The organism is Pandoraea commovens, assembly GCF_024704525.1.
GTDB classification, from domain to species: Bacteria; Pseudomonadota; Gammaproteobacteria; order Burkholderiales; family Burkholderiaceae; genus Pandoraea; species Pandoraea commovens.
This window is the reverse complement of the sequence record NZ_CP102780.1, coordinates 3,536,484-3,562,357: the sequence shown is the minus strand read 5'-3', so window position 1 is coordinate 3,562,357 and position 25,874 is coordinate 3,536,484. Positions and strand designations below refer to the sequence as shown.

The 25,874-nt window shown below is 62.8% G+C and carries 24 protein-coding genes and 1 tRNA gene; 19 read left to right on the top strand and 6 right to left on the bottom strand.

Annotated features, from left to right (window positions below; all coding sequences use genetic code 11):
• Positions 1–190: 190 nt before the first annotated feature.
• The 7 genes from NTU39_RS16200 to NTU39_RS16170 all read left to right on the top strand — a co-directional run bounded on the left by NTU39_RS16200 (position 191) and on the right by NTU39_RS16170 (position 7,165).
• The gene (locus NTU39_RS16200; RefSeq protein ID WP_039402917.1) at positions 191–1,285 is read left to right on the top strand and encodes an ABC transporter ATP-binding protein; all 1,095 of its coding nucleotides are present in this window, start codon (positions 191–193) and stop codon (positions 1,283–1,285) included.
• On the top strand, positions 1,278–2,183 hold the full coding sequence (locus tag NTU39_RS16195) for an ABC transporter permease (RefSeq protein WP_039397742.1): 906 nt from the start codon (positions 1,278–1,280) through the stop codon (positions 2,181–2,183). Before NTU39_RS16200 ends, NTU39_RS16195 begins: the two co-directional genes overlap by 8 nt.
• 48 nt (positions 2,184–2,231) lie before the next feature.
• Positions 2,232–3,026 carry an ABC transporter permease gene (locus NTU39_RS16190; RefSeq protein WP_150574625.1) on the top strand — a complete coding sequence of 265 codons (795 nt, stop codon included), beginning with the start codon at positions 2,232–2,234 and terminating at the stop codon, positions 3,024–3,026.
• Between the two features lie 23 nt (positions 3,027–3,049).
• Positions 3,050–3,448 (top strand): (2Fe-2S)-binding protein, encoded by a 399-nt coding sequence (locus NTU39_RS16185; protein WP_150663112.1) that lies wholly within the window; start codon positions 3,050–3,052, stop codon positions 3,446–3,448.
• Complete coding sequence (locus NTU39_RS16180) at positions 3,441–4,901, top strand: FAD/NAD(P)-dependent oxidoreductase (RefSeq protein ID WP_150663111.1); 1,461 nt, start codon at positions 3,441–3,443, stop codon at positions 4,899–4,901. Before NTU39_RS16185 ends, NTU39_RS16180 begins: the two co-directional genes overlap by 8 nt.
• On the top strand, positions 4,894–6,039 hold the full coding sequence (locus tag NTU39_RS16175) for an NAD(P)/FAD-dependent oxidoreductase (RefSeq protein WP_257958061.1): 1,146 nt from the start codon (positions 4,894–4,896) through the stop codon (positions 6,037–6,039). The genes NTU39_RS16180 and NTU39_RS16175 overlap by 8 nt, the downstream gene beginning before the upstream one ends.
• Before the next feature lie 79 nt (positions 6,040–6,118).
• On the top strand, positions 6,119–7,165 hold the full coding sequence (locus tag NTU39_RS16170; protein WP_150663109.1) for an ABC transporter substrate-binding protein: 1,047 nt from the start codon (positions 6,119–6,121) through the stop codon (positions 7,163–7,165).
• A 126-nt stretch (positions 7,166–7,291) separates the two neighbouring features.
• Here NTU39_RS16170 and NTU39_RS16165 read toward each other — a convergent pair whose 3' ends face one another.
• A complete protein-coding gene (locus tag NTU39_RS16165) occupies positions 7,292–7,615 on the bottom strand; it encodes a BLUF domain-containing protein (RefSeq protein ID WP_246184433.1) in 324 nt (107 codons plus the stop codon).
• Positions 7,616–7,774: 159 nt separating this feature from the next.
• Here NTU39_RS16165 and NTU39_RS16160 point away from each other — a divergent pair, with 159 nt between their 5' ends.
• The 3 genes from NTU39_RS16160 to NTU39_RS16150 all read left to right on the top strand — a co-directional run bounded on the left by NTU39_RS16160 (position 7,775) and on the right by NTU39_RS16150 (position 10,632).
• Positions 7,775–8,524 carry a YoaK family protein gene (locus NTU39_RS16160; protein ID WP_150663107.1) on the top strand — a complete coding sequence of 250 codons (750 nt, stop codon included), beginning with the start codon at positions 7,775–7,777 and terminating at the stop codon, positions 8,522–8,524.
• A 93-nt stretch (positions 8,525–8,617) separates the two neighbouring features.
• On the top strand, positions 8,618–10,192 hold the full coding sequence (locus tag NTU39_RS16155; RefSeq protein WP_257958060.1) for a GGDEF domain-containing protein: 1,575 nt from the start codon (positions 8,618–8,620) through the stop codon (positions 10,190–10,192).
• Between the two features lie 80 nt (positions 10,193–10,272).
• A complete protein-coding gene (locus NTU39_RS16150) occupies positions 10,273–10,632 on the top strand; it encodes a hypothetical protein (protein WP_150663105.1) in 360 nt (119 codons plus the stop codon).
• 18 nt (positions 10,633–10,650) lie between these two features.
• Here NTU39_RS16150 and NTU39_RS16145 read toward each other — a convergent pair whose 3' ends face one another.
• Positions 10,651–10,896 (bottom strand): hypothetical protein, encoded by a 246-nt coding sequence (locus tag NTU39_RS16145; RefSeq protein ID WP_039402924.1) that lies wholly within the window; start codon positions 10,894–10,896, stop codon positions 10,651–10,653.
• Between the two features lie 218 nt (positions 10,897–11,114).
• Here NTU39_RS16145 and NTU39_RS16140 point away from each other — a divergent pair, with 218 nt between their 5' ends.
• The 7 genes from NTU39_RS16140 to NTU39_RS16110 all read left to right on the top strand — a co-directional run bounded on the left by NTU39_RS16140 (position 11,115) and on the right by NTU39_RS16110 (position 19,614).
• Positions 11,115–13,121 (top strand): DUF2849 domain-containing protein, encoded by a 2,007-nt coding sequence (locus NTU39_RS16140; RefSeq protein ID WP_150663104.1) that lies wholly within the window; start codon positions 11,115–11,117, stop codon positions 13,119–13,121.
• Positions 13,111–13,605 (top strand): DUF934 domain-containing protein, encoded by a 495-nt coding sequence (locus NTU39_RS16135; protein WP_150663103.1) that lies wholly within the window; start codon positions 13,111–13,113, stop codon positions 13,603–13,605. The genes NTU39_RS16140 and NTU39_RS16135 overlap by 11 nt, the downstream gene beginning before the upstream one ends.
• 309 nt (positions 13,606–13,914) lie before the next feature.
• On the top strand, positions 13,915–14,556 hold the full coding sequence (locus tag NTU39_RS16130) for a methylamine utilization protein (protein WP_257958059.1): 642 nt from the start codon (positions 13,915–13,917) through the stop codon (positions 14,554–14,556).
• Positions 14,557–14,559: 3 nt separating this feature from the next.
• Positions 14,560–17,049 carry a bifunctional diguanylate cyclase/phosphodiesterase gene (locus tag NTU39_RS16125; protein WP_257958058.1) on the top strand — a complete coding sequence of 830 codons (2,490 nt, stop codon included), beginning with the start codon at positions 14,560–14,562 and terminating at the stop codon, positions 17,047–17,049.
• Between the two features lie 146 nt (positions 17,050–17,195).
• Positions 17,196–17,519 carry a hypothetical protein gene (locus tag NTU39_RS16120; RefSeq protein ID WP_257958057.1) on the top strand — a complete coding sequence of 108 codons (324 nt, stop codon included), beginning with the start codon at positions 17,196–17,198 and terminating at the stop codon, positions 17,517–17,519.
• 413 nt (positions 17,520–17,932) lie between these two features.
• A complete protein-coding gene (locus NTU39_RS16115; protein ID WP_257958056.1) occupies positions 17,933–19,126 on the top strand; it encodes an acyltransferase family protein in 1,194 nt (397 codons plus the stop codon).
• 260 nt (positions 19,127–19,386) lie between these two features.
• Positions 19,387–19,614 (top strand): hypothetical protein, encoded by a 228-nt coding sequence (locus NTU39_RS16110; protein ID WP_150663099.1) that lies wholly within the window; start codon positions 19,387–19,389, stop codon positions 19,612–19,614.
• A gap of 91 nt (positions 19,615–19,705) precedes the next feature.
• Here NTU39_RS16110 and NTU39_RS16105 read toward each other — a convergent pair.
• Positions 19,706–19,782: transfer RNA gene (locus tag NTU39_RS16105), tRNA-Pro, on the bottom strand.
• A 300-nt stretch (positions 19,783–20,082) separates the two neighbouring features.
• Here NTU39_RS16105 and NTU39_RS16100 point away from each other — a divergent pair.
• A complete protein-coding gene (locus NTU39_RS16100; RefSeq protein WP_257958055.1) occupies positions 20,083–21,771 on the top strand; it encodes an AMP-binding protein in 1,689 nt (562 codons plus the stop codon).
• Positions 21,772–21,794: 23 nt separating this feature from the next.
• Here NTU39_RS16100 and NTU39_RS16095 read toward each other — a convergent pair whose 3' ends face one another.
• Positions 21,795–22,568: a sulfite exporter TauE/SafE family protein gene (locus NTU39_RS16095; protein WP_150663035.1), complete on the bottom strand. Its 774-nt coding sequence runs from the start codon at positions 22,566–22,568 to the stop codon at positions 21,795–21,797.
• Positions 22,569–23,043: 475 nt separating this feature from the next.
• Between NTU39_RS16095 and gshA the strand changes: the two genes are divergently transcribed.
• On the top strand, positions 23,044–24,606 hold the full coding sequence (gshA, locus tag NTU39_RS16090) for a glutamate--cysteine ligase (RefSeq protein ID WP_246184475.1): 1,563 nt from the start codon (positions 23,044–23,046) through the stop codon (positions 24,604–24,606).
• A gap of 71 nt (positions 24,607–24,677) precedes the next feature.
• Here the strand turns inward: gshA and NTU39_RS16085 are convergent, their stop codons facing one another.
• Positions 24,678–25,001, bottom strand: a complete 324-nt coding sequence (locus NTU39_RS16085; protein ID WP_046292276.1) for an AzlD domain-containing protein — start codon at positions 24,999–25,001, stop codon at positions 24,678–24,680.
• Positions 24,998–25,735, bottom strand: coding sequence for an AzlC family ABC transporter permease (locus NTU39_RS16080; protein WP_257958054.1), 738 nt, complete (start codon positions 25,733–25,735; stop codon positions 24,998–25,000). The genes NTU39_RS16085 and NTU39_RS16080 overlap by 4 nt, the downstream gene beginning before the upstream one ends.
• Positions 25,736–25,874: the final 139 nt, after the last annotated feature.

The window sequence follows — 25,874 nt, the reverse complement described above, 5'->3', positions numbered from 1 at the left end:
TTAGGGATTATCCCGAGACGGTGACGCGAAACGAAAAGCTTTGTCCATCCGTGAAACATTCCGTCAAACGAAATAATCTGAAAATTTATCTCATTTCATGGAATCGTTATCTTGCGACATGCAATTTGGCTCGCTACTGTTCGATGCAATTGCATTTCATGCGACGCGCGAGCGTCCGAAGGTAGTGACCATGTCTTTTCTGACTTTGACGGATGTTTCCAAGACGTTTGGCGAGCTGAATGCCGTCTCGAACGTCAATCTCTCGGTGGAGAAGGGCGAGTTCGTCTCGCTGCTCGGCCCCTCGGGCTGCGGCAAGACCACCACGTTGCAGATGATCGCGGGCTTCGTCGAAGCCACGACCGGGCGCATTACGCTCGACGGGCGCGACATCACGAACATGCGGCCGAACAAGCGCGGTCTGGGCATCGTGTTCCAGAGCTACGCGCTGTTCCCGCACATGACCGTGGCGGATAACGTCGGATTCGGTCTGGAGATGCGAGGCGTCGACAAGTCGGAACGTAAGGACCGCATTCGCGAAGCGCTCGCGCTCGTGCGGCTCGAAGCGCTCGGTCATCGCTTCCCGCGTGAGCTCTCGGGCGGCCAGCGTCAGCGCGTGGCCATCGCGCGCGCCGTGGTGATCGCGCCGCCGGTGCTGCTGCTCGACGAGCCGATGTCCAACCTCGACGCCAAGCTGCGCGAAGACATGCAGTTCGAACTGCGTTCGATCCAGCGTAAGATCGGCACGACCACCATCATGGTGACGCACGACCAATCCGAAGCGCTGTCGATCAGCGATCGCGTTGTGGTCATGGAAGCCGGACGCATCACGCAGGTCGACACGCCGTACCGTGCTTACGAGCGTCCGGAAACGCCGTTCGTCTCGCAGTTCATCGGCAAGGCGAACATGCTCGACGGGCGTGTGGCCGCGCGCGACGGCGAGCATCTGCATATTGAACTGGGCGCGCAACTCACGCAGCGTGCTGCGCTCGCCGACCTCGCACCGCGCGACCGTGGCATGGCGGTGGGCGACGCCATCACCATGTGCCTGCGTCCGGAAAAGGTGCGTTTGTGCGCCCCGTCGACCGGCCGTCTGTCGGCGACGGTCACAAGCCGCTTCTTCCTCGGTAGCCAGTGGCTGTACCGCGTCGACAGCGCGCTGGGCGAGGTGCTCGTGTGCTGCCAGAACGAAGGCGGTGAGCCGTTGAGCGAAGGGGCGCCGGTCGGTCTGGACTGGCAGCCGGAGGCGGTGCGTTTCGTTTCCGCAGGAGCGTGCTCGAATGGCTGAGACGCTGCAAGTCCCGCGTACGGACGCCGCGCCGGTCGCGCGCGCACCGTGGAGCGCCTATCTGCCGATGTGGGTGATGAGTGCGCCCGCCATGCTGTTGTTCGTGGCGCTGGTGCTGATCCCGTTGCTCATGACGCTCGCGCTCACGTTCTATCAGTTCGATCCGGCAAGTGGCCCGATTGCCGCGTTCCAGTTCGAGAACTACAAGGAAGTGCTGTTCGACTCGTACTTCCACACGATCTTTCTGCGCACGTTCGGCATCTCGCTCACGGTCACTGCGATCTGCGCCGTGGTGGGGACGTTCGAAGCCTACGTGCTCTCGCGCATGGGCGATCCGTGGCGCTCGCTGTTCCTGCTGATCATTCTCTCGCCGTTGCTCGTGTCCATCGTGGTGCGTGCGTTCGGCTGGAGCATGTTGCTCAGTTCGGGCGGCCTGATCAATCAGGCGTTCGGGCTGGTCGGCATGGGGCCGTTCAAGATGGAATACACCAACTTCGCCATCGTGGTGGCGCTGGCGCACGTGATGCTGCCGTTCATGGTGATTCCGGTGTGGACATCGCTGCAACGCCTCGATCCGCAGACGGAAAACGCAGCGCTCTCGCTCATGGCGTCGCAAGCGACGACGCTGCGCCGCATCGTGCTGCCGCAACTGGTGCCGGGCATTCTGTCGGGCAGCCTGATGGTGTTCGGCCTGTCGGCGAGCGCTTTCGCAATCCCGAGTCTGCTGGGCGGACGCCGCCTCAAAGTGGCCGCCACCGCGGTCTACGACCAGTTCCTCAGCTCGCTGAACTGGCCGCTGGGCGCAACCATCGCCGTGTTGCTGCTGGTGGCGAACCTGATCGTGATGCTGACGTACTACCGTCTGCTCGACCGCCGTTACTCGCGCAGCATGGGCTAAGGCCAACGCTATTGCCGAACTGAAGCAGAACAGAACTCACTCGCCATCATGCGTAAAAACAGTCCCCTGGCGCTCGCGTTCCACACGCTCGTCATCCTCTTCGTTCTCGCCCCGATGATCATCGTGGTGCTGGTCGCGTTCACGCCGGAGCAGACGCTCTCGCTGCCCACGCGCGGCATCTCGCTGCGTTGGTTCCGGGCGATTCTCGACTATCCCGACTTCATCGCGTCGTTCTTCACCAGTCTGAAGCTGGCGTTCATCTCGGCCACGCTCTCGCTCGCGATTGCGTTGCCTGCGGCGCTCGCCATCGGTCGTTCGCGCTTCCCGGGCCGCAACTTCCTCAACGGTCTGCTGCTCTCGCCACTGGTGATTCCGGGCCTCGTGCTCGGCATCGCGCTGCTGCGCTTTTTCGCCATGCTCGGTGTGACGGGCTCGTTTGGCGCGCTCATCTTCGCGCACATGATCGTCGTGACGCCGTTCATCATGCGTCTCGTGCTCGCCTCGATCAGCGGCCTGGACCGTAGCGTCGAGAACGCGGCGGCCTCGCTCGGGGCGGGATCGTGGACGACGTTCCGCCGCGTGACGATGCCGATGATTCTGCCGGGCATTACCGGTGGCTGGCTGCTCGCGTTCATCAACAGCTTCGACGAACTGACGATGTCGGTCTTCCTCACCGCGCCGCAAACCGTCACGCTGCCGGTCCGTATGTATATGTACGCCACCGAGTCGATCGATCCGATGATGGCGTCCGTCTCGGCGCTCGTCATTGCCGTCACGCTCGGCGCGATGCTGTTGCTCGACCGCATCTACGGTCTGAATCGCATTCTCATCGGCCAGCACTGAACGCGCGCTCCACGACGACTCTTATGTCCAGCTCTTCCCAATTTCCTCAAGACGTGCGCGCGTCCGGCTCGTCCGTTTGCCATCCGCAACTGACGCGTCTGGCCGAGACTGCGCGTGCGCCCATAACGTTCTATATCGACGGAGAACCGGTGCAGGCGCTCGCTGGTGATACGTTGCTCACTGCCATCCTCACGCATCAACGGCACGTGCGCATCAGTGAGTTCAGCGGCACGCCGCGCGCCGGCTTCTGCATGATCGGTGCGTGTCAGGACTGCTGGGTGCGTTGTGAGACGGTGAGCGCCGACGGCGGCGACGCCCAACTCACGCGTCTGCGTGCCTGCTCGACCACGATACAGGCGGGCATGCGCATCGTCACGCGTGCGCCTGATGCGAGCGAAGTCCACGGAGGCTCGCATGGCTGAGCGCATCGTGACTTCCGGCGACACCAACGTCGCCAACGTTGCGAACATCGTGATTGTCGGCGCAGGCCCGGCGGGCATTCGTGCCGCGCAAACGCTGGTCGCTGCGGGCATGCGTCCGATCGTGCTCGACGAGAACATTCGCTGGGGCGGTCAGATCTATCGTCAGCCGCCACAAGGGGCAGGTTTTGCACGCAGCAAGCAGGCGCTGTACGGCTTCGAAGCAGCGAAGGCCGATGCCGTGCACAACGCGATGGCGGCGCTTCTGCCGCAGGTCGATTACCGGCCTGAGACGCTCGTGTGGGCGTGCGATCCGCAGCGTTTGCACACTATGCACGGCGGACGTGAAGCGCCGGTCCCGTTCACGCATCTGATCATTGCCAGCGGTGCGACCGACCGCGTGCTGCCCACACCGGGCTGGACGCTGCCGGGCGTGTACACACTGGGCGGCGCACAGGTCGCGCTCAAGGCACAGGGCTGCGCGATTGGCGAGCGCGTCGTGTTCGCTGGCACCGGGCCGCTGCTGTATCTCGTGGCGTACCAATATGCGAAGGCTGGCGCGAATGTCGTTGCCGTGCTCGATACCAGCCCGTTCGTGGAACAGGCGAAGGCCGCGCCGCGTCTGCTGAGTCAGCCGTCGACGTTTGCCAAGGGTGTCTATTACCTCGGGTGGTTGCGTGCGCGCGGCGTGCGCGTCGAATACGGCGTGACGCTCGAAGGCATCGACGGCACGGCAGGCGTGCGCGCGATTCGCTGGCAGCACAACGGTCGCGAGTCGAGCGTCGAATGCAATGCCGTCGGTCTCGGTTTCGGCCTGCGACCGGAGACGCAACTGGCCGATCTCGCGGGTTGTCGCTTCGTGTTCGACGATCTGAACCGATGCTGGCTGCCCGAGCGCGACGCCGCCGGACGCAGCTCGCAACCCGGCATCTATCTCGCAGGCGACGGTGCGGGCATTGCAGGGGCAGACGCCGCCGAACTCGCAGGCCGTCGCGCGGCGCTGGCGTTGCTCGAAGACCTTGGCGTCGCGGCCCCGTCCATGCCGGATGCACCGGACGCGAAGACCATCGAACACAAGCTCGCGAGCATCCGTCGTTTTCGCGAAGGCATCGAGCAAGCGTTTGCGCTGCCGAAAGACCCTGCCGCGCAATGGCCCGACGACATGCTCGTCTGCCGCTGCGAGGAGGTCAGTGCGGGCACGTTGCGCGAGTGCGTTCGTCAGGACGGTGTCACCGAAATCAACCGCCTGAAAGCGCTCACCCGTGTGGGTATGGGCCGCTGTCAGGGCCGTATGTGCGGCGAAGCGGCCTGTCATGTGCTGGCCGACGCCAGCGGACAGACATATGCGCAAGTGGGGCGGCTGCGTGCGCAGGCGCCGATCAAACCGATTCCGATTGCCCCGATGTTATTCGACGAAAACGTCGCCGCCATTCCCGAGGAGGCGCGCGATGAGTGAGACCTTGCATTACGACGTGGTCGTCGCCGGTGGCGGGCTGGTCGGTGCCTCGGCCGCGCGGGCGCTGGCCGAGCGTGGCCTGAAAGTCGCGCTGTTCGAGCGGCGCTATTGCGGCGCGCAGGCCAGCGGCGTGAACTACGGCGGTGTGCGCTGTCAGGGCCGTCCTGAAGTGCAGTTGCCGCTCGCCATGCGGGCGCGTCGGATCTGGGATCGTCTGCCTGAGCTGATCGGCATCGACGGTGAATTCGTCCGCTCGGGCCACTTGCGGCTTGCGCGTCGCGAGAGCGATCTCGAACCCCTCGACGCGTGGTCGGCAATGGCACAGAACTACGGCTTGTCCACGACGGTGTTTCGCGGCGCGGAGTTTCGCGAGCGCTTCCCGTGGCTGGGGGAGGGGGCTGTCGGCGGTTCGCTGTGCATGAGCGACGGTCACGCGAATCCGCGTCTGGTCTCGCCCGCATTCGCGCGTGCCGCTCGCGCCCTCGGTGCCGACGTTCGCGAGCGCATGCCGATTACGTCGGTGACGCACGACGGTGTGCGCTTCCAACTGACGGCGAAACCGGAAACCGGCGACGAACTGCACGTGAGTTGCGACTGGTTGCTCAATACCTCCGGCGCGTGGGCGAATCACATTGCGGGCACGTTCGGCGAGCGTGTGCCGATGCATGCCATCTACCCGAACATGTGGGTGACGGAGCCGTTGCCCAAGTTTGTCGGACACAACCTCGGCGTGTATGGCGGCGGCGTGTATGCGCGGCAGGTCGAGCGCGGCAACTGCGTGATCGGCGGCGGACGCGGCACAGGCGACGGCGAATACGCTCAGCCATCGGCCGACACCACGCGCGCTGTCATGCGAGAAGCGTGCGCGTTGCTGCCTGCGCTGCGTAATGCGCTGCTGATTCGCACGTGGAGCGGGGTGGAGGGCGAGACGCCCGACGACAACCCGATCATCGGCATGAGCCGCACGACACCGCGTCTGGTGCATGCGTTCGGCTTCTCGGGGGGGGGCTTCCTGCTTGCGCCGGGCGTGGGCGAAGTGCTGGCCGATATGGTGACGCAAGGCGAGACGGCCACGCCGATCGATGCCTTCGCCGTCGACCGCTTTGCCGCAGTCACTGCCACGCACGCCGAAGTCTGAGGAACCCAACGCATCCCACACGTTCAGAGTCCGTCCCAAACAACATTCCTAACACCCTGGAAACGCAAGGAGAACCACGATGAAGCTGTCTAAGAAGGTCGTCATGTGCGCTGCGGCGCTGGCATTGGGCGCTAGCAGCGCAGCCTGGTCGCAGTCCAAAACGCTTTACATCGGCATGAATGGCGGCCCGATGGAAAAGGCTTACACGAGCCAGGTCTTCCCGGAGTTCGAGAAGGCCAACAACGTGAAGGTCGTGGTGGTGCCGGGCACGTCGTCGGACGTGCTGGCCAAGCTGCTTGCCAACCGTAACAGCCCGCAAATGCACGTCGTGTTCCTGGACGACGGCGTGATGGCGCGCGCCATCAGCATGGGCGTGTGCCAGAAGCTGGACGATTCGCCCGTGCTCAAGGAGCTGATGCCGTCCGCACGCGTGAAGGACGATATGGGCGCCGGCGTGCAACTGGGCATGACCGGTATCGGCTACAACACCAAACTGTTCAAGGAGAAGGGCTGGGCCGCACCGACCTCGTGGACCGACTTCGCCGATCCGAAGTTCAAGGGTAAGGTGGTGTTCCAGTCGGCGTCGAGCAGCACGTTCGGCCTTCACGGCTTCCTCGCACTGAACCGCATCTGGGGTGGCAGCGAGACGAACGTCGAGCCGGGCTTCACGAAGTGGGCGTCGACAGTCGGCCCGAACGTGGTCGAGTACATCCCGAACTCGGCCAAGCTCTCCGAGATGATCCAGACGGGCGAAGCCGCGATCTTCCCGCTGACGCCGACGGCCGTGAGCGATCTTCAGGACAAGGGTATTCAGGTCGGCTATGTCGCGCCGAAGGAAGGTGCGGTGCAGTTGCTCGTCGACCTGTGTGTGGTGAAGAACAGCCCGGACAACGCGATGGCGCAGAAGCTCGCGCAGTATCTGCTGTCGGCCAAGGGTCAGTCGCTGGCCGCTGCCGCCGGTGCGTACATCCCGACGAACCCGAAGGCTACCGTCCCGGCCACGATGCAGACGCGTCTGGGCAAGCTCGACGACCTGACCAAGAACATCAAGACGGTCGATTGGGACGCCATCAACCAGCGTCGCGCGCAGTGGGATCAGCGCTGGAACCGTCAGATCGAGCAGTAATGATGCTGTCGTGGGCGTGATATGCGTCACGCCTGCGGCACGAAAACGCCGGGTCCCTCAGGGTGGCCCGGCGTTGTTGTTTTCAAGGTCAGGTACTGTGCATATGAACGTACCCGCAAGCCGAGGTCACATCACGTCGGCCTTTTCCGCAAGCACGTTGAAGGCCCCCACGAGTTGCGCGTGGTCGGCGGGCATCACGAAGGCATGCAGCGCGTGCGCTGGCTCGTCGAGCATCAGATAGCCGAGACTCCACGTCGAGAACGCGCCGGGCTGGCGGGGCGTGCCGTCGAGCAGCACCTGGATGGACGAGTGGTGACGCGACGCTTCGATGCGCTGGCGGGCATCCGCCAGCGGCTCGGCAGGCCCTTCGATGTATTGATAGAAAGTCGTGCCGTCGTAAAGCAGCAGGCCGGTGATGCCATAGCTCTCGTTGAATCCGCGGGAATGCACGATGATTTTCGAGAGCGCCACCGGATCAAGATCGGGTAGGGCTCGGCTGGTGTATGCGTAGCACTCGATCATTATTGTTGATCTCCCCCAAGTCACTCGTCGACTTTGCGTCAACGCACATTAGAATACTCCAAGTGCGAAGCCGGGGACTCCAGCGTCATGCCGATCAACTACCTTCGTGGCTTTACCCAACCGGTGCGCACGGATGCGGCGAACCGGCGTTTGGGCTGCTCGCTCGCTTTCGTCGCCGGGGCTGCCAATGCAGGCGGTTTTCTCGCCGTCGGGCAATATACGTCGCATATGTCGGGGATCGTGGCGTCGCTCTCCGATAATCTCGCGCTCGGTCAACTGGTGCTGGTGCTCGCGGGGCTAAGCGCTTTGCTGTCGTTCCTGCTCGGGGCGGCCACATCGAGCGTGCTGATCCATTGGGGACGTCGCCACCATACCCACAGCGAGTACGCGGCACCGCTCATGTTCGAAGCGCTGCTCCTGCTGACGTTCGGCGTAATGGGCGCGAATCTGGAAAGTCACCGGGTCTTGTACGTGCCCGCCACGGTGGGACTGCTGTGCTATGTGATGGGCTTGCAGAACGCCATCATCACCAAGATATCCCGGGCCGAAATTCGGACGACGCACGTAACCGGTCTCGTAACGGATATCGGTATCGAACTCGGCAAGATGGGTTACTGGAACCGGCCGGGTGTGGCGCAGGAGTTGCCGCGCGTGACCGGTGACCGGCAGAAGCTGCGACTGCTCTGCGCGCTGCTGGGTATGTTCTTTCTGGGCGGCATGACGGGGGCGCTGGGCTTCAAGCATCTGGGTTTCGTCTCCACGATTCCGCTCGCCGTGGTGCTCATCATGCTGGCTATCGTGCCGCTGCTCGATGACATCTCTCGGAATGTGCGTTAGAGGACTTTGGCGCACATTGATGTATGTTGATGCACGTTAGCGCGCGGCATCCTCGCCGATCTTCACACCGGTATCGCTGTCAGGCCATTCGCTATGACTACAAGCTCAGGTGTACCAAGTTCGCGCAGTCCGGCCGGAAACTGGATCCGTAAGCGGCTGCAAGCGGTGTCCCGCAAGTTCGACGACTACCCGTGGATGATCGGTGTGATCGGCACGATCATCGCGCTGGCGATCCTCGCTGGCGTAGCGCTGCTGCTGCGCGCCGACCGGCAGGCGCGCCACGAACATGCGCTGGAGCGGGCGCAAAGTGTGGCGTCGGTGGTCGCGGCGAGCCTGGGCGGCAACATCGCGGTCTACGATGCACTGCTCATGGAGATGGTGCGTGAGGCGGAAGATCCGGCCACGCCGCTGTTTCCGGACCGGGTGCGCGACCGTGTACGCTTCGGACAGGCGCTGAGCCGGGACTTTCTGGACGATGCTTACGTCGTCGACAAGAACGGGCGCATTGCCGCGCCGCTCGACCGGACGCAGGGCGCCCCCGTTAGCGTGGCCGATCGCGATTACTTCCGCTCGCATGAGAGCAGCCCGTCGCTCGGCCTGTATATCTCCCAGCCCTACGCGTCACGTACTCATGGCGGCCGGTTGTCGGTCGCGCTTACGCGCCGCATCGCGGCCCCCGATCATTCGTTTGCTGGGGTCGCAGTGCTTGCGCTGCGGCTGGATCGTCTCAGCACGCTGGTGAGCGACGTGGATTCGGCCGATCTGAAATCCATCGACATCGTGGAAGAGAAGGGCACGGTGCTGGCCTGCGATCCTTGCGCGGGTGCGAGACCGGGCCAACTTGTCGTTTTGCCGGGCAACGCGGCGCGTAACGGCGATCTCGCGGCAGCGCTGGCATTTCCGCGTGGGACGCAGGCGAGCGAGTACCGGTCAGTGCGGGTGCCGGGGGCATCGATGTTCGTCGTAGTCACGCCGTCGACGGATGACCTTCTGCACGAATGGCAGCGCCACGCCCTATTGTTCGGTGCGATTGCCCTCGCGTGTGCTGCCACGCTGATGGCGGGCTCCTGGTTGCTGGTGGCCGCGATGCGCACAAGGACCGCGGCCGCTGCACGGCTCATGAGCCTGTCGATGACCGATGGACTCACAGGACTCGCCAATCGGCGGGCGCTGGACGCCAAACTCGGCAGCGAATGGCGGCGTGCGAAACGCTCGGGCAGCCCGTTATCGATCCTGTTCGCGGATATCGACGACTTTAAGCATTTCAACGACGCCTATGGCCACTCGATTGGCGACGACGTCCTGCGTGCCGTCGCGAAAAATATCGGCGGGCATGTGCGACGCGACAGCGATATGGCTGCGCGCTACGGCGGAGAAGAGTTTGCCGTGGTGCTGCCCGACACCGACGCGCATGGGGCCGAAGTCATGGCCGAGCAACTGCGTCGTGATATCGAGCGTCTGCATATCGGTCACGAGGGGAGTACGGCAGGTACGGTGACGGTGAGCGTGGGGGCCGCCACCGGGCGGGCGGCGGAGTGCGATAGCGCCGAGGCGATTTTGAAGGCGGCGGGCGAGCAACTGCGTCTGGCCAAGCAAAATGGACGCAATCGCGTCAGTGCAGTGGTACTTAGGACGAAGTCGAGAGGTGGCGGCGGGCGTCAACTGTGATTTATGTCGGCGACAACGCGAAAAGACGCTGAGACAATGGCTCCATGTCGAAAGCTAACGAATCACCTAACGGGGGCCATATGAACCACACCAAATTCTTCGCAGCCATTGTATGTCTGACAGGCCTTCTGACGTTCGGTCATGCCAGTGCACAGTCGTACCTCGGTTCGAGCGATCTTGGCAGCATCCGTCAGTCGAATCAGACACCGGCGGTGAGCACCGCCGTGGCCGCTGTGGGCAAGCCGACCGCAACGGTCACCGACGCTCATGCCGCCAGCGCGAGCATCAATCGGACGGTGAGCGAGCGCAACGGGCCGTCCACGGGGCCGAGCGATCAGGAAGTGGCGGCAACGAATAACGCGCTCGATACGCGCAATTTGCAACATCCGCGTCAGACCAAGCGGTTCGACAGCATTGCCCGCCCGTCGCGGCCGGATTGATCGGCCCATTCAATCCGTTCAATCGGCCATCGCCGGAATGGCACCTTCCTGGAACAACACGCGCGGGGCGTCCATCGTGCCGTCCTCTTCGTCGACCAGCACTTCGTAGGCGGCGATCCCCGCAAAGCCGGAGGCCATCGACTGCGCAATGCGCACCGCACCGAACTCCGTGCTCGCCTGACGCAACTCACCTGGCTGTAATACGCCGTCCTTGTTCTTGCGATACGGCACGACGATGAACTTGATGGATTTGGCGTCGCTCATGGTGTCACTCACGATGAAATGGAATGATGGGAAATGTAGCACGACTACTGTATAAAAATACAGGTATCTACATCAATTTTTCGCCAAACAACATCTCGTAATGCCTACATAACTAGTCAATATTCGTATATTCCCGCGCCTCTTGATAGCCTGCGGTTCTAATCGCGAATTGTTTTCCCCCAACTCGCGGCCAAAACTACAAGTATCGAGAGCATCGAATGAACGCAGGCAATCTGATTTCGGCGAACCGGCTCAAAGACGGTCTGGTCGTCTGGCTGGATGAACAACACAACTGGGTAGACGATCTGACGCAGGCGCATGTGTTCGATGCCGACGGTCTCGATCAGGCGCAAGCCGCCGCCAAGGCGTCCGCTGCTGCCAATCTGATCGTCGATCCCGTGCCACGTCCGGCAGAACTGAGCGAAGCTGGCCCGGTGCCGGTGGACTTTCGCGAGCAACTGCGCGCGCGCGGCCCTTCGGTGCGCGAAGACCTCGGTAAGCAGGCAGCCGACGCGGGTACGCAAGCCGCACTGGCGCATGCCCCGGCCCTGACCGTCGCCCCGGAACATGCGGGCATCTATCGGTATGACCCGTCGGAGCGTGAGTACCTCAAGGATCGCGCGAACGAATTCGGTCAGCAGGTGGCGCGCCGTCTGAGCGGCGAACTCAGCGAGGACGACTTCAAGGTCTACCGTCTGATGAACGGCCTGTACCTGCAACTGCACGGCTACATGCTGCGCGTTGCGATTCCGTACGGCACGCTGAGCGCGGTTCAGCTGCGTCAGTTGGCCTACGTGGCGAATCGCTACGACAAGGGTTACGGTCACTTCACCACGCGTCAGAACCTGCAATTCAACTGGCCGACGCTCACCGATTCGCCGGACATTCTGTCGGCACTGGCGGACGTCGATCTGCACGCCATTCAGACGAGCGGTAACTGCATCCGCAACGTAACGACCGATCAGTTCGCCGGTGCGGCCAAGGACGAAGTCGTCGACCCGCGCGTGTACGCCGAGATTCTGCGTCAATGGTCGACCGATCACCCCGAATTCACGTACCTGCCGCGCAAGTTCAAGATCGCCATTACCGGCGGTCAGACGGACCGCGCCGCCGTGCGTTTCCATGACATCGGCATTCTGGCGCGCACGAACGAGCGGGGCGAAGTCGGCTTCCAGATCTATGCGGGCGGCGGGCTGGGCCGCACCCCGATCGTGGGCACGCTCGTGCGCGAGTGGCTGCCCGAGGCCGATCTGCTGCGCTTCGTCGAGGCGATTCTGCGTGTGTACAACGCGCTGGGCCGTCGCGACAACATCTACAAGGCGCGCATCAAGATCCTCATCAAGGAAATGCAGCCCGCGAAGTTCATCGAGATGATCGAGGAAGAGTTCGCACGCATTGCACAGACGCATCGTCCGCTTGCGGAGAACGTCATCGCGGCGATTGGCGAGCGTTTCATCCTCCCCGAATTCGAAACGCTGCCCGCCGAGTCGAGCGTCTTCGCACAAGCCTACGCGAACGACATCGACTTCAAGCACTGGGTCGACACCTGCACGCACGAACACAAAGCGCCGGGCTATATCAGCGCGGTCGTCTCGCTCAAGCCTGCCAGCGGTATTCCGGGGGACGCGAGTGCGCAGGAAATGCTGGTGCTGGCCGATCTGGCCGATCAGTACTCGTTCAGCGAACTGCGCGTGACGCACGAGCAGAACCTCGTGCTGCCGCACGTGAAGCGCGACGAATTGCATGCACTGTGGAAGCAGTTGAAGGCCAACGGTCTGGCGACGCCGAACATCGGTCTGATTTCAGACGCGATTGCGTGCCCGGGGCTGGACTATTGCGCGCTGGCTAACGCCCGTTCGGTGCCGGTGGCGCAGCGTATCGCGCTGCGCTTCACGGAGGAGCAACAGCGCGATATCGGCCCGGTGACGCTCAACGTGTCGGGCTGCATCAACGCTTGCGCGCATCACCACGTGGCGCACATCGGCATTCTCGGTGTGGACAAGGCGGGCAAGGAAAACTATCAGATCACGCTGGGCGGTTCGGCGGACGATAACGCGGCCGTCGGCAAGATTCTCGGCCCGGGGGTCTCATACGAAGCGGTGCCGCAAGTGATCGAAAACATCCTCGGACGCTACCTGAAGCTGCGTAACGAGGGCGAGCGCTTCATCGATACGCTCGGACGCGTGGGTGCAGAAGAATTCAAGGGAGCTTTGCATGTTGATTGATCGTAACGGACTGCCCGTCGAGGACGTCTGGACTTATGTCGCGGCCGACGTCGCCAATGCCGCCAACGATGCCAGCGCGGCGGATCAGGTGAGCAATGACACCGTGCTGCCGCTCGACGCATGGCTCGCGGCGGACGCACAGGGCGTAGCTCCTGCCGGTATTCGCGTGCAGGGTCACGACGACCCCGAACGCATCGCGGCGCTGTTGCCGAAGCTGGAACTCGTGGTGATCGAATTCCCGAAGACGCGCGACGGCCGTGGCTTCACGCTGGCGAAGTTCCTTCGCGACAAGTGGCAGTTCAAGGGGGCCATCCGTGCGGCGGGCCCGCTGTTGCCCGACCAGTTGGCGATGTTGTGGGCGTGCGGCTTCGACAGCCTGCTCTCGCCGTCGGAAGTGCCCACGGCACGCTGGCGCGAAGCGGCACTGGCCGCGCAAGTGCGTGCCGGACGTCCGCGCACGCTGCTTGCTCGTTTGACGGCCTGACGACCCAAACGACGTGACACGGCCCGGCGCATTCCCGTGCGCCGCCGTGCACGTACCCTTCAAAACGGAAATTCCAAAAAGTAAAACGAAAGTAGAAAGTAAAGCGAATTTCCCAGCTTTTGCGGACGCGTTCGGCTTGATGGCGCGTTGAAAGGCAACGCAAGGTCGCCTGACGCATACTGCGACGACGGCAAATTTCCTATCGGTGCGTAGGAATAGTTCAGGGGTTTGTAGCGTTATCTCCCCATCACTGCCCGTTTCTCTGTTTCCCCCGTTTCCGTTTGCACTGCGCGACATCGCAATTCCATCATGAAGACAACAGGACGTCTGCCGCTGCGTGCGGCCCTCAAGGGGGCGCGTCTGGCGGTATTGGCGCTGGCCTTGCGCGGCGCGGCCGCCGTGGCGCAGGATTTCCAGGTGCGCGACAGCACCGGAGCCGCACTGGATGGCGCTGTCGTCTATCTCACCCCGGAAGACGGCAAGGTGCCAGTGGCGCGTCCGGCAGCGGCGTCCATCGTCCAGCAACACAAGATGTTCATGCCGCTGGTCACCGTCGTGCAGAGGGGGGCGGCCATCGATTTCCCGAATCGGGACGACATCGCGCACGACGTCTATTCGCTTTCCGACGCGAAACGCTTCGAGCTGAAGCTGTATCGCGGCGGGTCGAAGCGCGTGGTGTTCGACAAGCCCGGCGTGGTCACCATCGGCTGCAACATTCACGACATGATGATTGCGTACGTCGTGGTCGTGGACACGCCGTACTTCGCGAAGACCGGGGCAACCGGCCGGGGCGAGCTACCGCAAGTGTCGCAGGGGCGGTACCGCGTGTCGGTCTGGCACCCGCGTCTGGGCAACGTACCGGCTGCCGTCGTGGGCACATTCAGGCTACCGGCGGACGCTTCGGCAGGAGCCAAACCGCTTTCGCTGACGTTGCCGCTGCATGGGGACTGACGCGTGTCGTTCTTTCCTGCATTCCTGAGATTGCCTGGCAACCTTCGTGGCCGATTTCTTGGCATTACGCGTGGCAAATTGGCCAGTCTTGGCTGGCATCGTCTGCGCACGAAGATCACGCTGGTGTTCGTCGCCCTGATTCTGGTGGTGCTCGCCGTCATGCAGATGACGGCCAGCCGGGCGCTCAACGACGCGTCCTCCGCGCAGGTCGCGGAGCAGCTTTCGGTCGGCCAGCGCGTGTTCTGCCGGGCGCTGCAAACCAAGGCGGACGAACTGACGCAGGTGGCTCAGGTCGTCACGGCCGACTTCGGATTTCGTGAGGCAGTGGCACTGCATGACCCGGTGACGATGCACTCGGCACTTGAGAACGTGCGCGAGCGTGTGCATGCAGACGTGGCGCTACTCGTCGATCTGAACGGCGCGGTGATCGCCGATTCGCGGGTGTCGGGCGCGGTGAGCGGCGGTGACGATACCGATGCGACCGACCCCGCGCTACCCGGCACACCGCGCGGCAACCTGAGAGGCAAGGCGGGCATCTCCGTCTCCGTGATTGGCATGCTCGGCGGCCGCGCGTATGAACTGGTGAGTGTGCCGGTCAAAGCGCCGCTGATCATCGGCTGGGTGACGATGGGCTTCGCACTCGACGACGCGTTCGCGCGCGACATGCACGAGCTGTCGGGGCTGGAGGTGTCACTGGTGCATCGCGTCGCCTCCGGACAGTGGGAGGTGGTGGCGAGTTCGCTGCCGTCGGCCGATCGTGCGGACTTGCAAACGGCGCTGACCCGGAACGTCATTCGCGTGACGGGGAAGGAGACGACGTCGCGCGTGAGCGGATATGCCGCACGCGTTGTCAATCTGTCCGGGACGGGCGCCGCCGCTCCCGCTCCCGCTCCCGTTATCGCCGTGCTGCAACGCTCGTTGACCGAGGCGGCGGGTCCGTTCCGTCAACTTCGCTCGACGCTACTCTGGCTGACGCTCGGCGGCATTGTGATTTCGGTGCTCGGGGCGGCGCTGATCGCGCGTAGCGTGACACGTCCGCTGGCCGCGTTCGTGGATCTGGCACGACGCATCGGCAAGGGCGATTACGCGGCGGCCATCGACGTGCGACGCCGCGACGAAACCGGCGATCTGGCGCGCGCGTTCGACCTGATGCGCAACGCGATTGCCGAGCGCGAGGAGCGGATTACCGAACTGGCTTACGTCGATACGCTGACCAGGCTGCCGAATCGCGCGGCGTTCAGCGAGCAGATGCAGGCCGACATCACGCAAGCGTATCGTGGCGGCGCCCCGTTCGCCGTCATCCTCATGGATATGGACCGCTTCAAGGACGTGAACGACACGCTGGGGCATCACGTCGGCGATCACCTGTTGTGGGAGGCGGGGCACCGGCTGAGCACCGAGCTGAAGGCGTCGGGCTATATGGTGGCGCGTCCGGGCGGCGACGAGTTCGCCATTCTCGTGCGCGGCGGCGATCAGGCGGCGGCGCATCGGTGTGCGACGGGGCTTGCGAGCGCCCTCGATGCGCCCATCGTGGTCGACGGTCAGACGGTGGACGTTGGCGCGAGCTTCGGCATCGCCGTCTATCCCGATCACGGTTCGGACATGCACACGCTGCTGCGGCGTGCGGATCTCGCGATGTACGCGGCGAAGCGTTCGAATCTGGGCGTCGCAGTGTACGAGCCGGATACCGAGAGTCGCGACCGGGACCGCTTGTCGCTGATGAGCGATCTGCGTCATGCGATCGAGCATGGCGGCCTGTACCTTTGCTATCAGCCGCAAGTGGACTTGTCGGACGGCAGGGCCGTGCGTGTCGAAGCGCTGGTGCGGTGGCGGCACCCGAAGCGGGGGATCGTGCCGCCGGCGGAGTTCATTCCGTTTGCGGAGCAGACCGGGTTCATCCGCGTCATTTCCCGGTGGGTCGCGGCGGAGGCCATCGCGACGTGCGCCGCATGGCATGCGCGAGGGATTCCGCTTGGCATGTCGATCAACTTGTCCGCGCGCGATCTGGTGGACGTCGATTTACCGGATTACCTCAAGCGGGTGTTGAGCGAACACGCGCTTGCACCGCATTGGTTGTGTGTCGAGATTACCGAGAGCGCGCTGATGGACGATCCGGAGCAGGCGTTGATCACGATGGAGCGCTTGCATCGCATGGGCGTGCGTATTGCGATCGACGACTTCGGCACAGGCTATTCATCGCTGTCGTATCTGAAGCGCATGCCGGTGGAGGAAATCAAGATCGACCGGTCGTTCGTGAAGGGGATGGCGCATGAGCAAAACGACACGCTGATCGTACGCTCGACAATTGCGCTGGGCCACAGCATGGGCATTCGCATCGTGGCGGAAGGCATTGAGGACGCTGTGACGCTGGAGAAGCTTCGCGCGCTCGGATGCGACTTCGCGCAAGGCTATTTCCTGAGCAAACCGCTGCCGGAAACCGAGCTGGTCGACTGGGCGCAGGCATGGCAAAAGCCGGGGAGCGAGGCTGTATAAAAATCCAGTCTTTTGAAAGCGGAAATTTTGTCTTATCTTTTCATCGTCGCGCTCGCAGGGGGGGCAGTCGGACGGGCGACGATGGATCAGCTCGACAAACTGACACATTCATAACGGTTACCACGGCGCAACGATGTGAGGACATCATGAAAACGGTCGCGGTTCAGGCCAATCTGGACGAGACGGTGGATCTCGTCCGCAAATTCGCACACGATGAATTCGCCCGTGCTATCGGCGTCGAGGCACCCTCCGAGCAGGACGTCCGTGGCTTTCTACTGGATCGATTGCGCTCGATGCGGTTTCGTGCAGCAGAGCCCGGCGACGAACCGACAGTGCAGCGCGTGTTCGATTGCGTCTACGTGATGCCGGTATGCGTTCGATACGAAGGCATGCGCGTGATCGAAGCGCGCTTGGTCGTCATGCCGGACGCGCGCTATACCATGAAGGCTTATATCCCGGTGTCGGATTAAGCGAAAAATTCCTGCATTTTGGGGAGTCCGTCACGACGCACGGGCTCCTGAACATGTTCCCCCTCCCAGTCGGCACCCGCCGTCACTGAGCGTGGCTCCCGTTCGCACAGATTATTCCGGTTTCTTACCCGCGATTTGATGGGAGGCGGCCGGTTCCTGTTTGGGCCTTTTCCCTTCCGCCCCATGGGAAGTGGCTGATTCTCGTCCGCCATGCGTCACCAACGCCCGCTGGCTTGGTAGCCTCCGGGCTTTCCTGCGTTGACCCGATCCGAAGCATCCGTCCGGACATAACGATGTGCCGCGATAGCGCATGACGCGACGCAGGACTCATTCATGCTGGCCATTGAGCAGCATTTCCGATTTGCATCCGCCAAGTGGGATTCTGCTCATCAAAGTTGAGGGATCGAACACGCATGTCGAAGTCCGACGTTTTATATGGAGTCCAAAATAAATATTCCGAGGCAACGGATGGCGGAATTTCTGGGAAGGGCCGAATAGCGCCGTTGACTTCGCTTCGGTTCTTTGCGGCGTTCTTTGTGGTTTTTTATCACCTGCAAGGTGTGGTGATTCCGATGCCGTCGATTAATCAGATGGCGTTGGGTGTGTCGTTCTTCTTTGTGCTGTCCGGCTTCATCTTGTCGACGGTTTATCCGGATGCGACGAAGATGTCCTTGTCCAAGTTCTATGCGAGTCGACTTGCGCGCTTGTGGCCGGTGCATGCGCTGTGTGTCTTCGCGGTCGTGTTTGCCTATGATCGCGCGATGCTGTTCGATGGCTTTTGGCTACCCAAGGTGCTGACAAATCTCAGCATGTTGCATGCATGGATTCCGCAGTACGGCTACGTCTTCTCGTTGAATTCCGTGTCCTGGAGCATTTCGGCCGAGTTCGGCTTCTATCTGCTCTTTCCTGTATTGGCGGCTTCCCGGCAGGTCGGAAAGGTGGTGATCCTGATCGGTATATTGACGGCGATCGGCCTCTTTCTGCTTGAATTCAACCATGCGACCGTGTGGTCTGAGGATCCATGGAGGTTCTCGGCGGTACTGCTGGTTTCGCAGAGTCCGTTTGCAAGGCTCTTCGAGTTCGCCGTGGGCGTGTGGGCCGCGCGAGTGTTTCGCGAGCGACGTTATTCCGGTTTTGTGACGAAACATGCGAACGTCCTTGAGGTCGGCGCGATCTTGTTGCTATTGGCATTTGGCGTGGTTTCGCGTTATGTCGTTGCCGCCGTTCTGGGACGTGGTTTTCACATATTCGGCAGTTGGCTGGACGTAGCGGGTGGCGTGTTGGTGTTCGCATTCATGATCTTTGTGTTCGCGCATTCTGCTGGTGCGTTGAGCCGGGGGCTTTCCAATCGAGTTCTGGTGTTCCTTGGAGAGGCGAGTTTTGCGCTCTACATGGTGCATCAGCTCATCATCAAGTACGCGATGACGAAAGGGTGGACGACGCTACTTCCGTGGCCGCTGACGCTGCTGTTGCTTTGCCTCGTCATCGGCATTACGTCGGTGGCTGTCTACGTGCTGTGGGAGCGTCCGATGCGCCGCCTCTTGCTGCAAACGCATGCGGTGCTGTCGAGCCGGATGCGAGCGATCCGGCAGGTTGTGATGTCTTAACCGCCGCCGCAACGATTCGGAAAGTAAAAAACCCGCACAGCCAAACACTGTGCGGGTTTTTTTAACTCTTATTCGCTAACGCTACTGGCACCTTCCAAGTCGTAACGCGGAGTAATACGGGCTTACAAATTCGCGAAGGCATTGCGTCAACATTTGCCGCGCAGCGGGCGGTTATGAGAGCAGGCGCCCCCTCATTTCTACTGAAACCCCAAAAGTAAGCGCTACGCAAAGTTCAGGCGACAACGTTGAGATTATCGATCATGAAATCCAAGTCCTGTTACACCCTTGTTGTGCCGCTTCTGTTGGCGGCCTCGCTGTCCGGCTGCGTGGTGGCACCGGTTGAGCCGGCGGAGGTTGCCCCCGCGGGTGTCGTGTACGTTGCGCCCGTCGGTGTGGTGCCGGGTCCCGGCTATTCGTGGCGCTATCACGCGCACTATGGATGGGGATGGTGGCATCCGCGCTACGGTTGGCATCGCGGTTGGCACTAGTCGTCGGCGATGCTCACTCGCCGTTTCGTGTCCCAATGATGCAGACATGAAAAAACCCGCACAGCCAAAGACTGTGCGGGTTTTTCAATTCTGGTCGGGGCGAGAGGATTTGAACCTCCGACCACCTGCACCCCATGCAGGTACGCTACCAGGCTGCGCTACGCCCCGTGAGAGATGCATCGCTAGGAAGCATCGCTCGAAAGAACGCGATTATAGCAGAGCTTTTCGCACGAAAGATAGGGGGCGTGCGCGTCGGACGCATCTTTTTTTCCTCCCGCCAATCGCTTGCCGCATCAACCCCTTGAATCGCTTCCGTTTTTCGCGCATGGCATCGCTCGCGCATCGCGTCGTTGAGCATTCGCCCGGTGTCCCACATCCATGATGGTTATTCCGGATGTCGTATTCGAAGGGCCTCACGATAATGGAAATCTGCCTATATCCATCGCCCATGAGGCTCGGAGACAAGCGATGCCGCACACCCAGGGATTCGGCGACGCACGCGACCTGCTGCTCGCGCAGCGCGCCCACTACGACGTGGCGTACCGTGATTTCCGTTGGCCTGTCCTCACCCATTTCAACTGGGCACTGGACTTCTTCGATCCACAAGCGCAAGGCAACGACACCCCGGCTCTCTGGGTCGTGGAAGAAGACGGACGCGAAGCGCGTCTGTCGTTCGCCGAAATGTCGGCACGCTCCAATCGCGTCGCGAACTTCCTGCGCGCACAGGGCGTGGCACGCGGTGACCGTGTCCTGCTCATGCTGCCCAATCAGGTCGAGCTCTGGGACCTCATGCTCGCGTGCATGAAGCTCGGCGCCGTCATGATTCCCGCCACCACGCTGCTCGTCGCCGGCGATCTCGCCGACCGGCTGGAGCGCGGCCGCGTGCGGCACGTCGTCACCACCGCGCGCGATGCCGTCAAGTTCGACGATCTGCCCGGCGACTATCGACGCATCGCGGTCGGCGATCATCCGCCCGACGGCTGGACGTCGCTCACGCCCGCCTATGAGGCACCCGAACAGTTTACGCCCGACGGTGTCACGCTCGCGACCGATCCGCTGTTGCTGTACTTCACCTCAGGCACGACATCGCGTCCCAAGCTCGTGCTCCATACGCATCAGAGTTACCCCGTCGGTCATCTCGCCACCATGTATTGGATCGGCCTTCAGCCGGGCGACGTGCACTGGAACATCAGCTCGCCGGGATGGGCGAAGCACGCATGGAGTTGCTTCTTCGCGCCATGGAATGCGGGCGCGACGATCTTCATCTACAACTTCTCGCGTTTCGACGCCCGCGCCGCGCTGGAGACGGCCGCCCGCTGCGAGGTGACGACGCTCTGCGCGCCGCCGACGGTCTGGCGCATGATGATTCAGGAAGATCTCGCCCGCCACCCAGTGAAGTTCCGCGAACTGATCGGTGCGGGCGAGCCGTTGAACCCCGAAGTCATCGATCAGGTGAGGCGGGCCTGGAATATCACTATTCGCGACGGCTACGGACAGACGGAAACCTGCTGCCAGATCGGCAACTCGCCGGGACAGACCGTGAAGGCGGGGGCGATGGGACGTCCGATGCCGGGCTACCGTGTCGTGCTGCTCGACCCGGAGGGTGCGGAAGCCGACGAAGGCGAAGTAGCGCTGGTGCTGTCGCCGCGTCCCACCGGGCTGATGCAAGGATACGAAGACGACAGCGAGAAAACTGCCTACGCGATGCGCGACGGCTATTACCACACCGGCGATGTCGCCATGCGCGACGACCGTGGCTATTTCACTTACGTCGGCCGGGCCGACGATGTCTTCAAAGCGTCCGACTATCGCATCAGCCCGTTCGAGCTGGAGAGTGAACTCATCAAGCATCCCGCCGTAGCGGAAGCCGGGGTTGTGCCCAGTCCCGATCCGTTGCGTCTGGCCGTGCCGAAGGCGTTCATCACGCTGCGTTCGGGCTTTCAGGCAGACGACAAACTCGCGCTCGATATCCTGCGTTTCTGTCGCGACCATCTCGCACCCTACAAGCGCATTCGTCGCATCGAATTCTGCGATTTACCAAAGACGATCTCGGGCAAGATCCGGCGCGTCGAACTCCGTCGTACGGAAGAGGGACGGAGTCTGGAGGCGCGTCGGGAAATGGAATTCTGGGACATCGATTTCGCCGATCTGAAGTAAGGCGTGGACGTCGCCAAGCCGCTTTAGCGCATGTGCTGGATCACAAGTTCGGCACCCAGCATGGCGAGGCCGACGAAGAAGCAGCGGCGGAACACCGGTGCGCTGACGCGGTTTCGCACCCACTGCCCGATGAACATGCCCCCCAGTGCGGGTGCCAGCGCCAGCAGCGACACGCCGATGGTCGGGCCGTGGAAGATGCCGTCGCGCGCCAGTCCGGCCGCCAGGGCAATCGTGGAGACGGTGAACGACAGGCCCATCGCCTGCACCAGATCGTCCTTGTCGAGATCGAGCGCCTGAACGAACGGCACACCCGGGATCACGAAGACGCCGGTCGCCGCCGTGACCAATCCCGTCGCCACGCCGACGACGCCGCCCACCGTGCCTTCGCGTCTGGCCGTCCAGTGTTTCGGCACATGCAGACGAACGGCCGCTAGTCCGAGCACGGAGTAAGCGAGCAACGCGACGCCCAGCGCCATCCCGGCGAGATTGCCACCGTTCGCCAGCCATCCGCTGCCCGCCCACGTGCCGAGGCAGATGCCAACCAGCATCGGCCACAGCCGCTTCGCCAGCGTGGCAAAGCGCGGCCCGGCCAGCAATTGCCATATGTTGGTGACGAGCGACGGGACGATGAGCATCGCCGCAGCTTCGGCCGTCGGCATGGCCAGTCCGAGCAGGCCAATGGCCACCGTCGGCAGGCCCAGCCCGATCACGCCTTTGACGAAACCTGCGAGCAGGAAGGTGACGAGACCCAGCGCGAGCAAGGGGAGGAGGTCGGTGAGGTGTTGAATATTCATCATGTCGCCAGTATCTGCGCGGTCTTTCGGGCCGCCAATGCGGCATTCGCGCAGGGGGACTCAGGCTGGCGCTGAGGCTAAGGTTGACGGTCCCGCCGAAGCTCACCCCAAGGTTCACGCCAAAGCGCATTCCGAAGCTCGCCCGGAAGCCGAAAAGCCCTACTGAGGTGGCGGCCGACGCGGTTTGGCGTTTTCAGTTATGCTCAGGCCAAATTCGCGCCGTGCCGCGCATCGGGCGCGTCCCCCGGAATCCAGATTCCGGCGGTCGTGCCGCTGTCGTCGGCACCCCGTAGACCTCCGTATGTCGTTCGACGTCGAACCCCACACCGATCATGACGCCTCGTCATGACGGGCTTCGGCGTCGACAGCCATGCCAAAGCAGTCCGCTTGCCCAGAGGGATGGAAGTTGGAAAACCAGAATCGTCAACACGAACACACCGCCGATGCCGCACTGCTCGACCAGCGTCTGGCGCTGATCATGCAACCCGCCCACCGCGACTTGCTCGGTCAGGGCTTGTCGGGCATCGAACGTGAGACGCTGCGCGTCGAAGGCGACGGCGAACTCGCGCTAACGCCGCACCCGCACGCGCTCGGCTCGGCCCTGACCAACGACGAAATCACCACCGATTACTCCGAAGCGCTGCTCGAATTCATCACGCCGCCGCAGCACGACGCCGCCGCCGTCATCGCCCGCCTCGACGAAATCCATCAGTTCGCCTATCGCAAGCTCGGCGCGGAATTGCTGTGGAGCGATTCGATGCCGCCCGCACTGCCGCCGGAAGACGTGATCCCGATTGCCGACTACGGCACCTCTCACATCGGCATGCTCAAACATGTTTACCGCCGAGGCCTCGCGCTGCGATACGGCAAGCCGATGCAATGTATCGCCGGTATTCACTACAACTTCTCGCTGGCCGAGCCGGTGTGGGAACTGCTGCGTGAAGCCGAAGGGTCGAAGGACAGCGCACGCGATTATCAGTCGGCGCGCTATGTCGCCCTCATCCGCAATTTCCGCCGCTACAGCTGGCTGTTGATGTACCTGTTCGGTGCGTCGCCGGTGCTGCATGCCGAGTTCCTGCGTGGACGCAATCACGGCCTCGATTCGTTCGACGAAGGCACGCTCGGCCTGCCGTACGCGACCAGCCTGCGCATGAGCGACCTCGGTTATCAGAACAGTGCGCAGTCGGAAGTCTCGCCTTGCTACGACTGCCTGCCGAGCTACATCGACGCGCTCACGCAAGCCGTCAGCCAGCCGCATCCGGCTTACGAGGCGCTGGGCACGAAGCGCGACGGCGAGTGGATTCAGCTCTCGACGAACCTGCTGCAAATCGAAAACGAGTTCTACGCGACGATTCGCCCGAAGCGGGTGACGTACAGCGGCGAGCGTCCGGTGCAGGCGCTGGCGCGCCGTGGGGTGCAATACGTCGAAGTGCGTTGTATCGACATCGACCCGTTCCAGCCCGTGGGCATCGACGTCGACACCGCGCGGTTCATCGACGCCTTCCTGCTGTTCTGCGCGTTCGAGAATAGCCCGTCGTGCTCGAACGCCGAGAACATGGAGAATCGCGACAACTTCGCGCACGTCGTCAAGGAAGGCCGCAAGCCCGGGCTTGTCCTGCATCGCGGGGGTGAAGCGATCACGTTGTTCGATTGGGCCGAAGACCTGCTCGATCGCATCGACCGCACGGCCGCAGCTTTCGACGCGCAACGCGGCGGCGGGCACTATGCGCACTCGATGGCGCTGCAACGCGCGAAGGTGCAGGACGTGACGCTCACGCCGTCCGCCCGCGTAATGGCGGCGCTCGAACCGCTGCGCGGCACGAAGGGCGGCGCGTTTCAGGCGTTCGCACTGGATCAGAGCAAGCGTCACGCACAGACGCTGCGCGACATGCCGCTCGATCCGGCAGTCGTCGATCACTTCGAGACGCTGGCCCGTAAATCGCTCGACACGCAGGCCGAACTCGAACGCACGCAGGTCGGCGACTTCGACGCATTCGTCGCTGCTTATCGGGCTGGCACGCTGGGTACCGTGACGGTTTGACGCTGCGCGTTGCCGCATGAAAAAAGCGCCTTTCGGGGCGCTTTTTTTCTGTCGGCTTCGTTGGGTTCCCGCTATCCCAATACGCCCAGTTGCCACGCGAAAAATACCGCCAGCCCTGCGCCGATGGTGAGCAATTGATGGCGTGTCGCCGCACAGACGGCGATGGCGACGAGGGCCGCCACGAGTTGTGGATTGCGCCACGTCAGTTCGAGCCCGTTGCCATGTGGGGCTAACGTCATCGGCACGATGATCGCCGTGAGCACCGTCACCGGGACGAACGACAACGCCTCGCGCAACCATTCCGGGAACCGCACACGGTCGCCCAGCACGAAGATGCCCGCCTTGACCGCGAACGTCACCGTCGCCATGCCGAGAATCGCCAGGACGTAGTTCATTGAGCACCTCGCGTCGACGTGGGTTGCGCTCCGCCGCGACGCTTCGCATGCAGCGCCAGCATGCCTGCCGCGATGCCCAGCGTCACAGCGACCAGCAAGCCGAGCTTATAGGGCAGCGACTGACAAAGATACGCCGCCGTGCCCGCGACGACCGTCGCCACGGCCCACGGCACGCGCGCCATCTGCGGCACGATGATGGCGATAAAGGTCGCGACCATCGCGAAGTCGAGGCCCAGCGTTTGCAGACGCGGAAACGCAGCGCCGAACAACAGGCCCGCGAGCGTCCACACTTGCCAGTTCACGTACATCGACAGCGCGGAGCCGAGGAAGTACCAGTGGCCCATCGGATCGTCGGGATGACGGTGGAAGTGGCTGCTCGTCACGGCGAACGTCTCGTCCGTCAACAGGAATCCCAACAGCGCGCGCCAGCGCAGGTTCAGATGCTTCACGTGCGGCAGCAGGTTCGCGGCATACAGCATGTGGCGCAGGTTGACGATGAACGTCGTCGCCCACAGCACGGCGTAGCCTACGCCCGTCGCAAAAAGCCCTGCGGCAATGAACTGGCTCGACCCCGCGAATACGGTGAGCGACATCAACTGACCGTGCCAGAGTGCTAGCGGCGTGGTGGCGACCAGCGCGCCGAAGATCAGGCCGAACGGGGCCGCGCCGACGATCATCGGCAACGTGTCGCGGGCGCCTGCGGCAAAGCTTGCCGTGCGGGACAGAACCGGCATGGTGAGACGTTCCTGTGGGTTGAGGTGCGGGGTCGAAGGAGAAACGGCAAAAGGGGCATTAGACGCCTCGAGCATAACGTTTTGCACCGCGTGTCGGCTTGTACGTTCTTGCGCTTGGCGTCGCGTCGAACGATAGGAC

Coding starts and splice junctions, on each gene's coding strand:
- NTU39_RS16200 (WP_039402917.1), top strand. CDS start 191: ATGTCTTTTCTGACTTTGACGGATGTTTCCAAGACGTTTGGCGAGCTG.
- NTU39_RS16195 (WP_039397742.1), top strand. CDS start 1,278: ATGGCTGAGACGCTGCAAGTCCCGCGTACGGACGCCGCGCCGGTCGCG.
- NTU39_RS16190 (WP_150574625.1), top strand. CDS start 2,232: ATGCGTAAAAACAGTCCCCTGGCGCTCGCGTTCCACACGCTCGTCATC.
- NTU39_RS16185 (WP_150663112.1), top strand. CDS start 3,050: ATGTCCAGCTCTTCCCAATTTCCTCAAGACGTGCGCGCGTCCGGCTCG.
- NTU39_RS16180 (WP_150663111.1), top strand. CDS start 3,441: ATGGCTGAGCGCATCGTGACTTCCGGCGACACCAACGTCGCCAACGTT.
- NTU39_RS16175 (WP_257958061.1), top strand. CDS start 4,894: ATGAGTGAGACCTTGCATTACGACGTGGTCGTCGCCGGTGGCGGGCTG.
- NTU39_RS16170 (WP_150663109.1), top strand. CDS start 6,119: ATGAAGCTGTCTAAGAAGGTCGTCATGTGCGCTGCGGCGCTGGCATTG.
- NTU39_RS16160 (WP_150663107.1), top strand. CDS start 7,775: ATGCCGATCAACTACCTTCGTGGCTTTACCCAACCGGTGCGCACGGAT.
- NTU39_RS16155 (WP_257958060.1), top strand. CDS start 8,618: ATGACTACAAGCTCAGGTGTACCAAGTTCGCGCAGTCCGGCCGGAAAC.
- NTU39_RS16150 (WP_150663105.1), top strand. CDS start 10,273: ATGAACCACACCAAATTCTTCGCAGCCATTGTATGTCTGACAGGCCTT.
- NTU39_RS16145 (WP_039402924.1), bottom strand. CDS start 10,896: ATGAGCGACGCCAAATCCATCAAGTTCATCGTCGTGCCGTATCGCAAG.
- NTU39_RS16140 (WP_150663104.1), top strand. CDS start 11,115: ATGAACGCAGGCAATCTGATTTCGGCGAACCGGCTCAAAGACGGTCTG.
- NTU39_RS16135 (WP_150663103.1), top strand. CDS start 13,111: ATGTTGATTGATCGTAACGGACTGCCCGTCGAGGACGTCTGGACTTAT.
- NTU39_RS16130 (WP_257958059.1), top strand. CDS start 13,915: ATGAAGACAACAGGACGTCTGCCGCTGCGTGCGGCCCTCAAGGGGGCG.
- NTU39_RS16120 (WP_257958057.1), top strand. CDS start 17,196: ATGAAAACGGTCGCGGTTCAGGCCAATCTGGACGAGACGGTGGATCTC.
- NTU39_RS16115 (WP_257958056.1), top strand. CDS start 17,933: ATGTCGAAGTCCGACGTTTTATATGGAGTCCAAAATAAATATTCCGAG.
- NTU39_RS16110 (WP_150663099.1), top strand. CDS start 19,387: ATGAAATCCAAGTCCTGTTACACCCTTGTTGTGCCGCTTCTGTTGGCG.
- NTU39_RS16100 (WP_257958055.1), top strand. CDS start 20,083: ATGCCGCACACCCAGGGATTCGGCGACGCACGCGACCTGCTGCTCGCG.
- NTU39_RS16095 (WP_150663035.1), bottom strand. CDS start 22,568: ATGATGAATATTCAACACCTCACCGACCTCCTCCCCTTGCTCGCGCTG.
- gshA (WP_246184475.1), top strand. CDS start 23,044: ATGCAACCCGCCCACCGCGACTTGCTCGGTCAGGGCTTGTCGGGCATC.
- NTU39_RS16085 (WP_046292276.1), bottom strand. CDS start 25,001: ATGAACTACGTCCTGGCGATTCTCGGCATGGCGACGGTGACGTTCGCG.
- NTU39_RS16080 (WP_257958054.1), bottom strand. CDS start 25,735: ATGCCGGTTCTGTCCCGCACGGCAAGCTTTGCCGCAGGCGCCCGCGAC.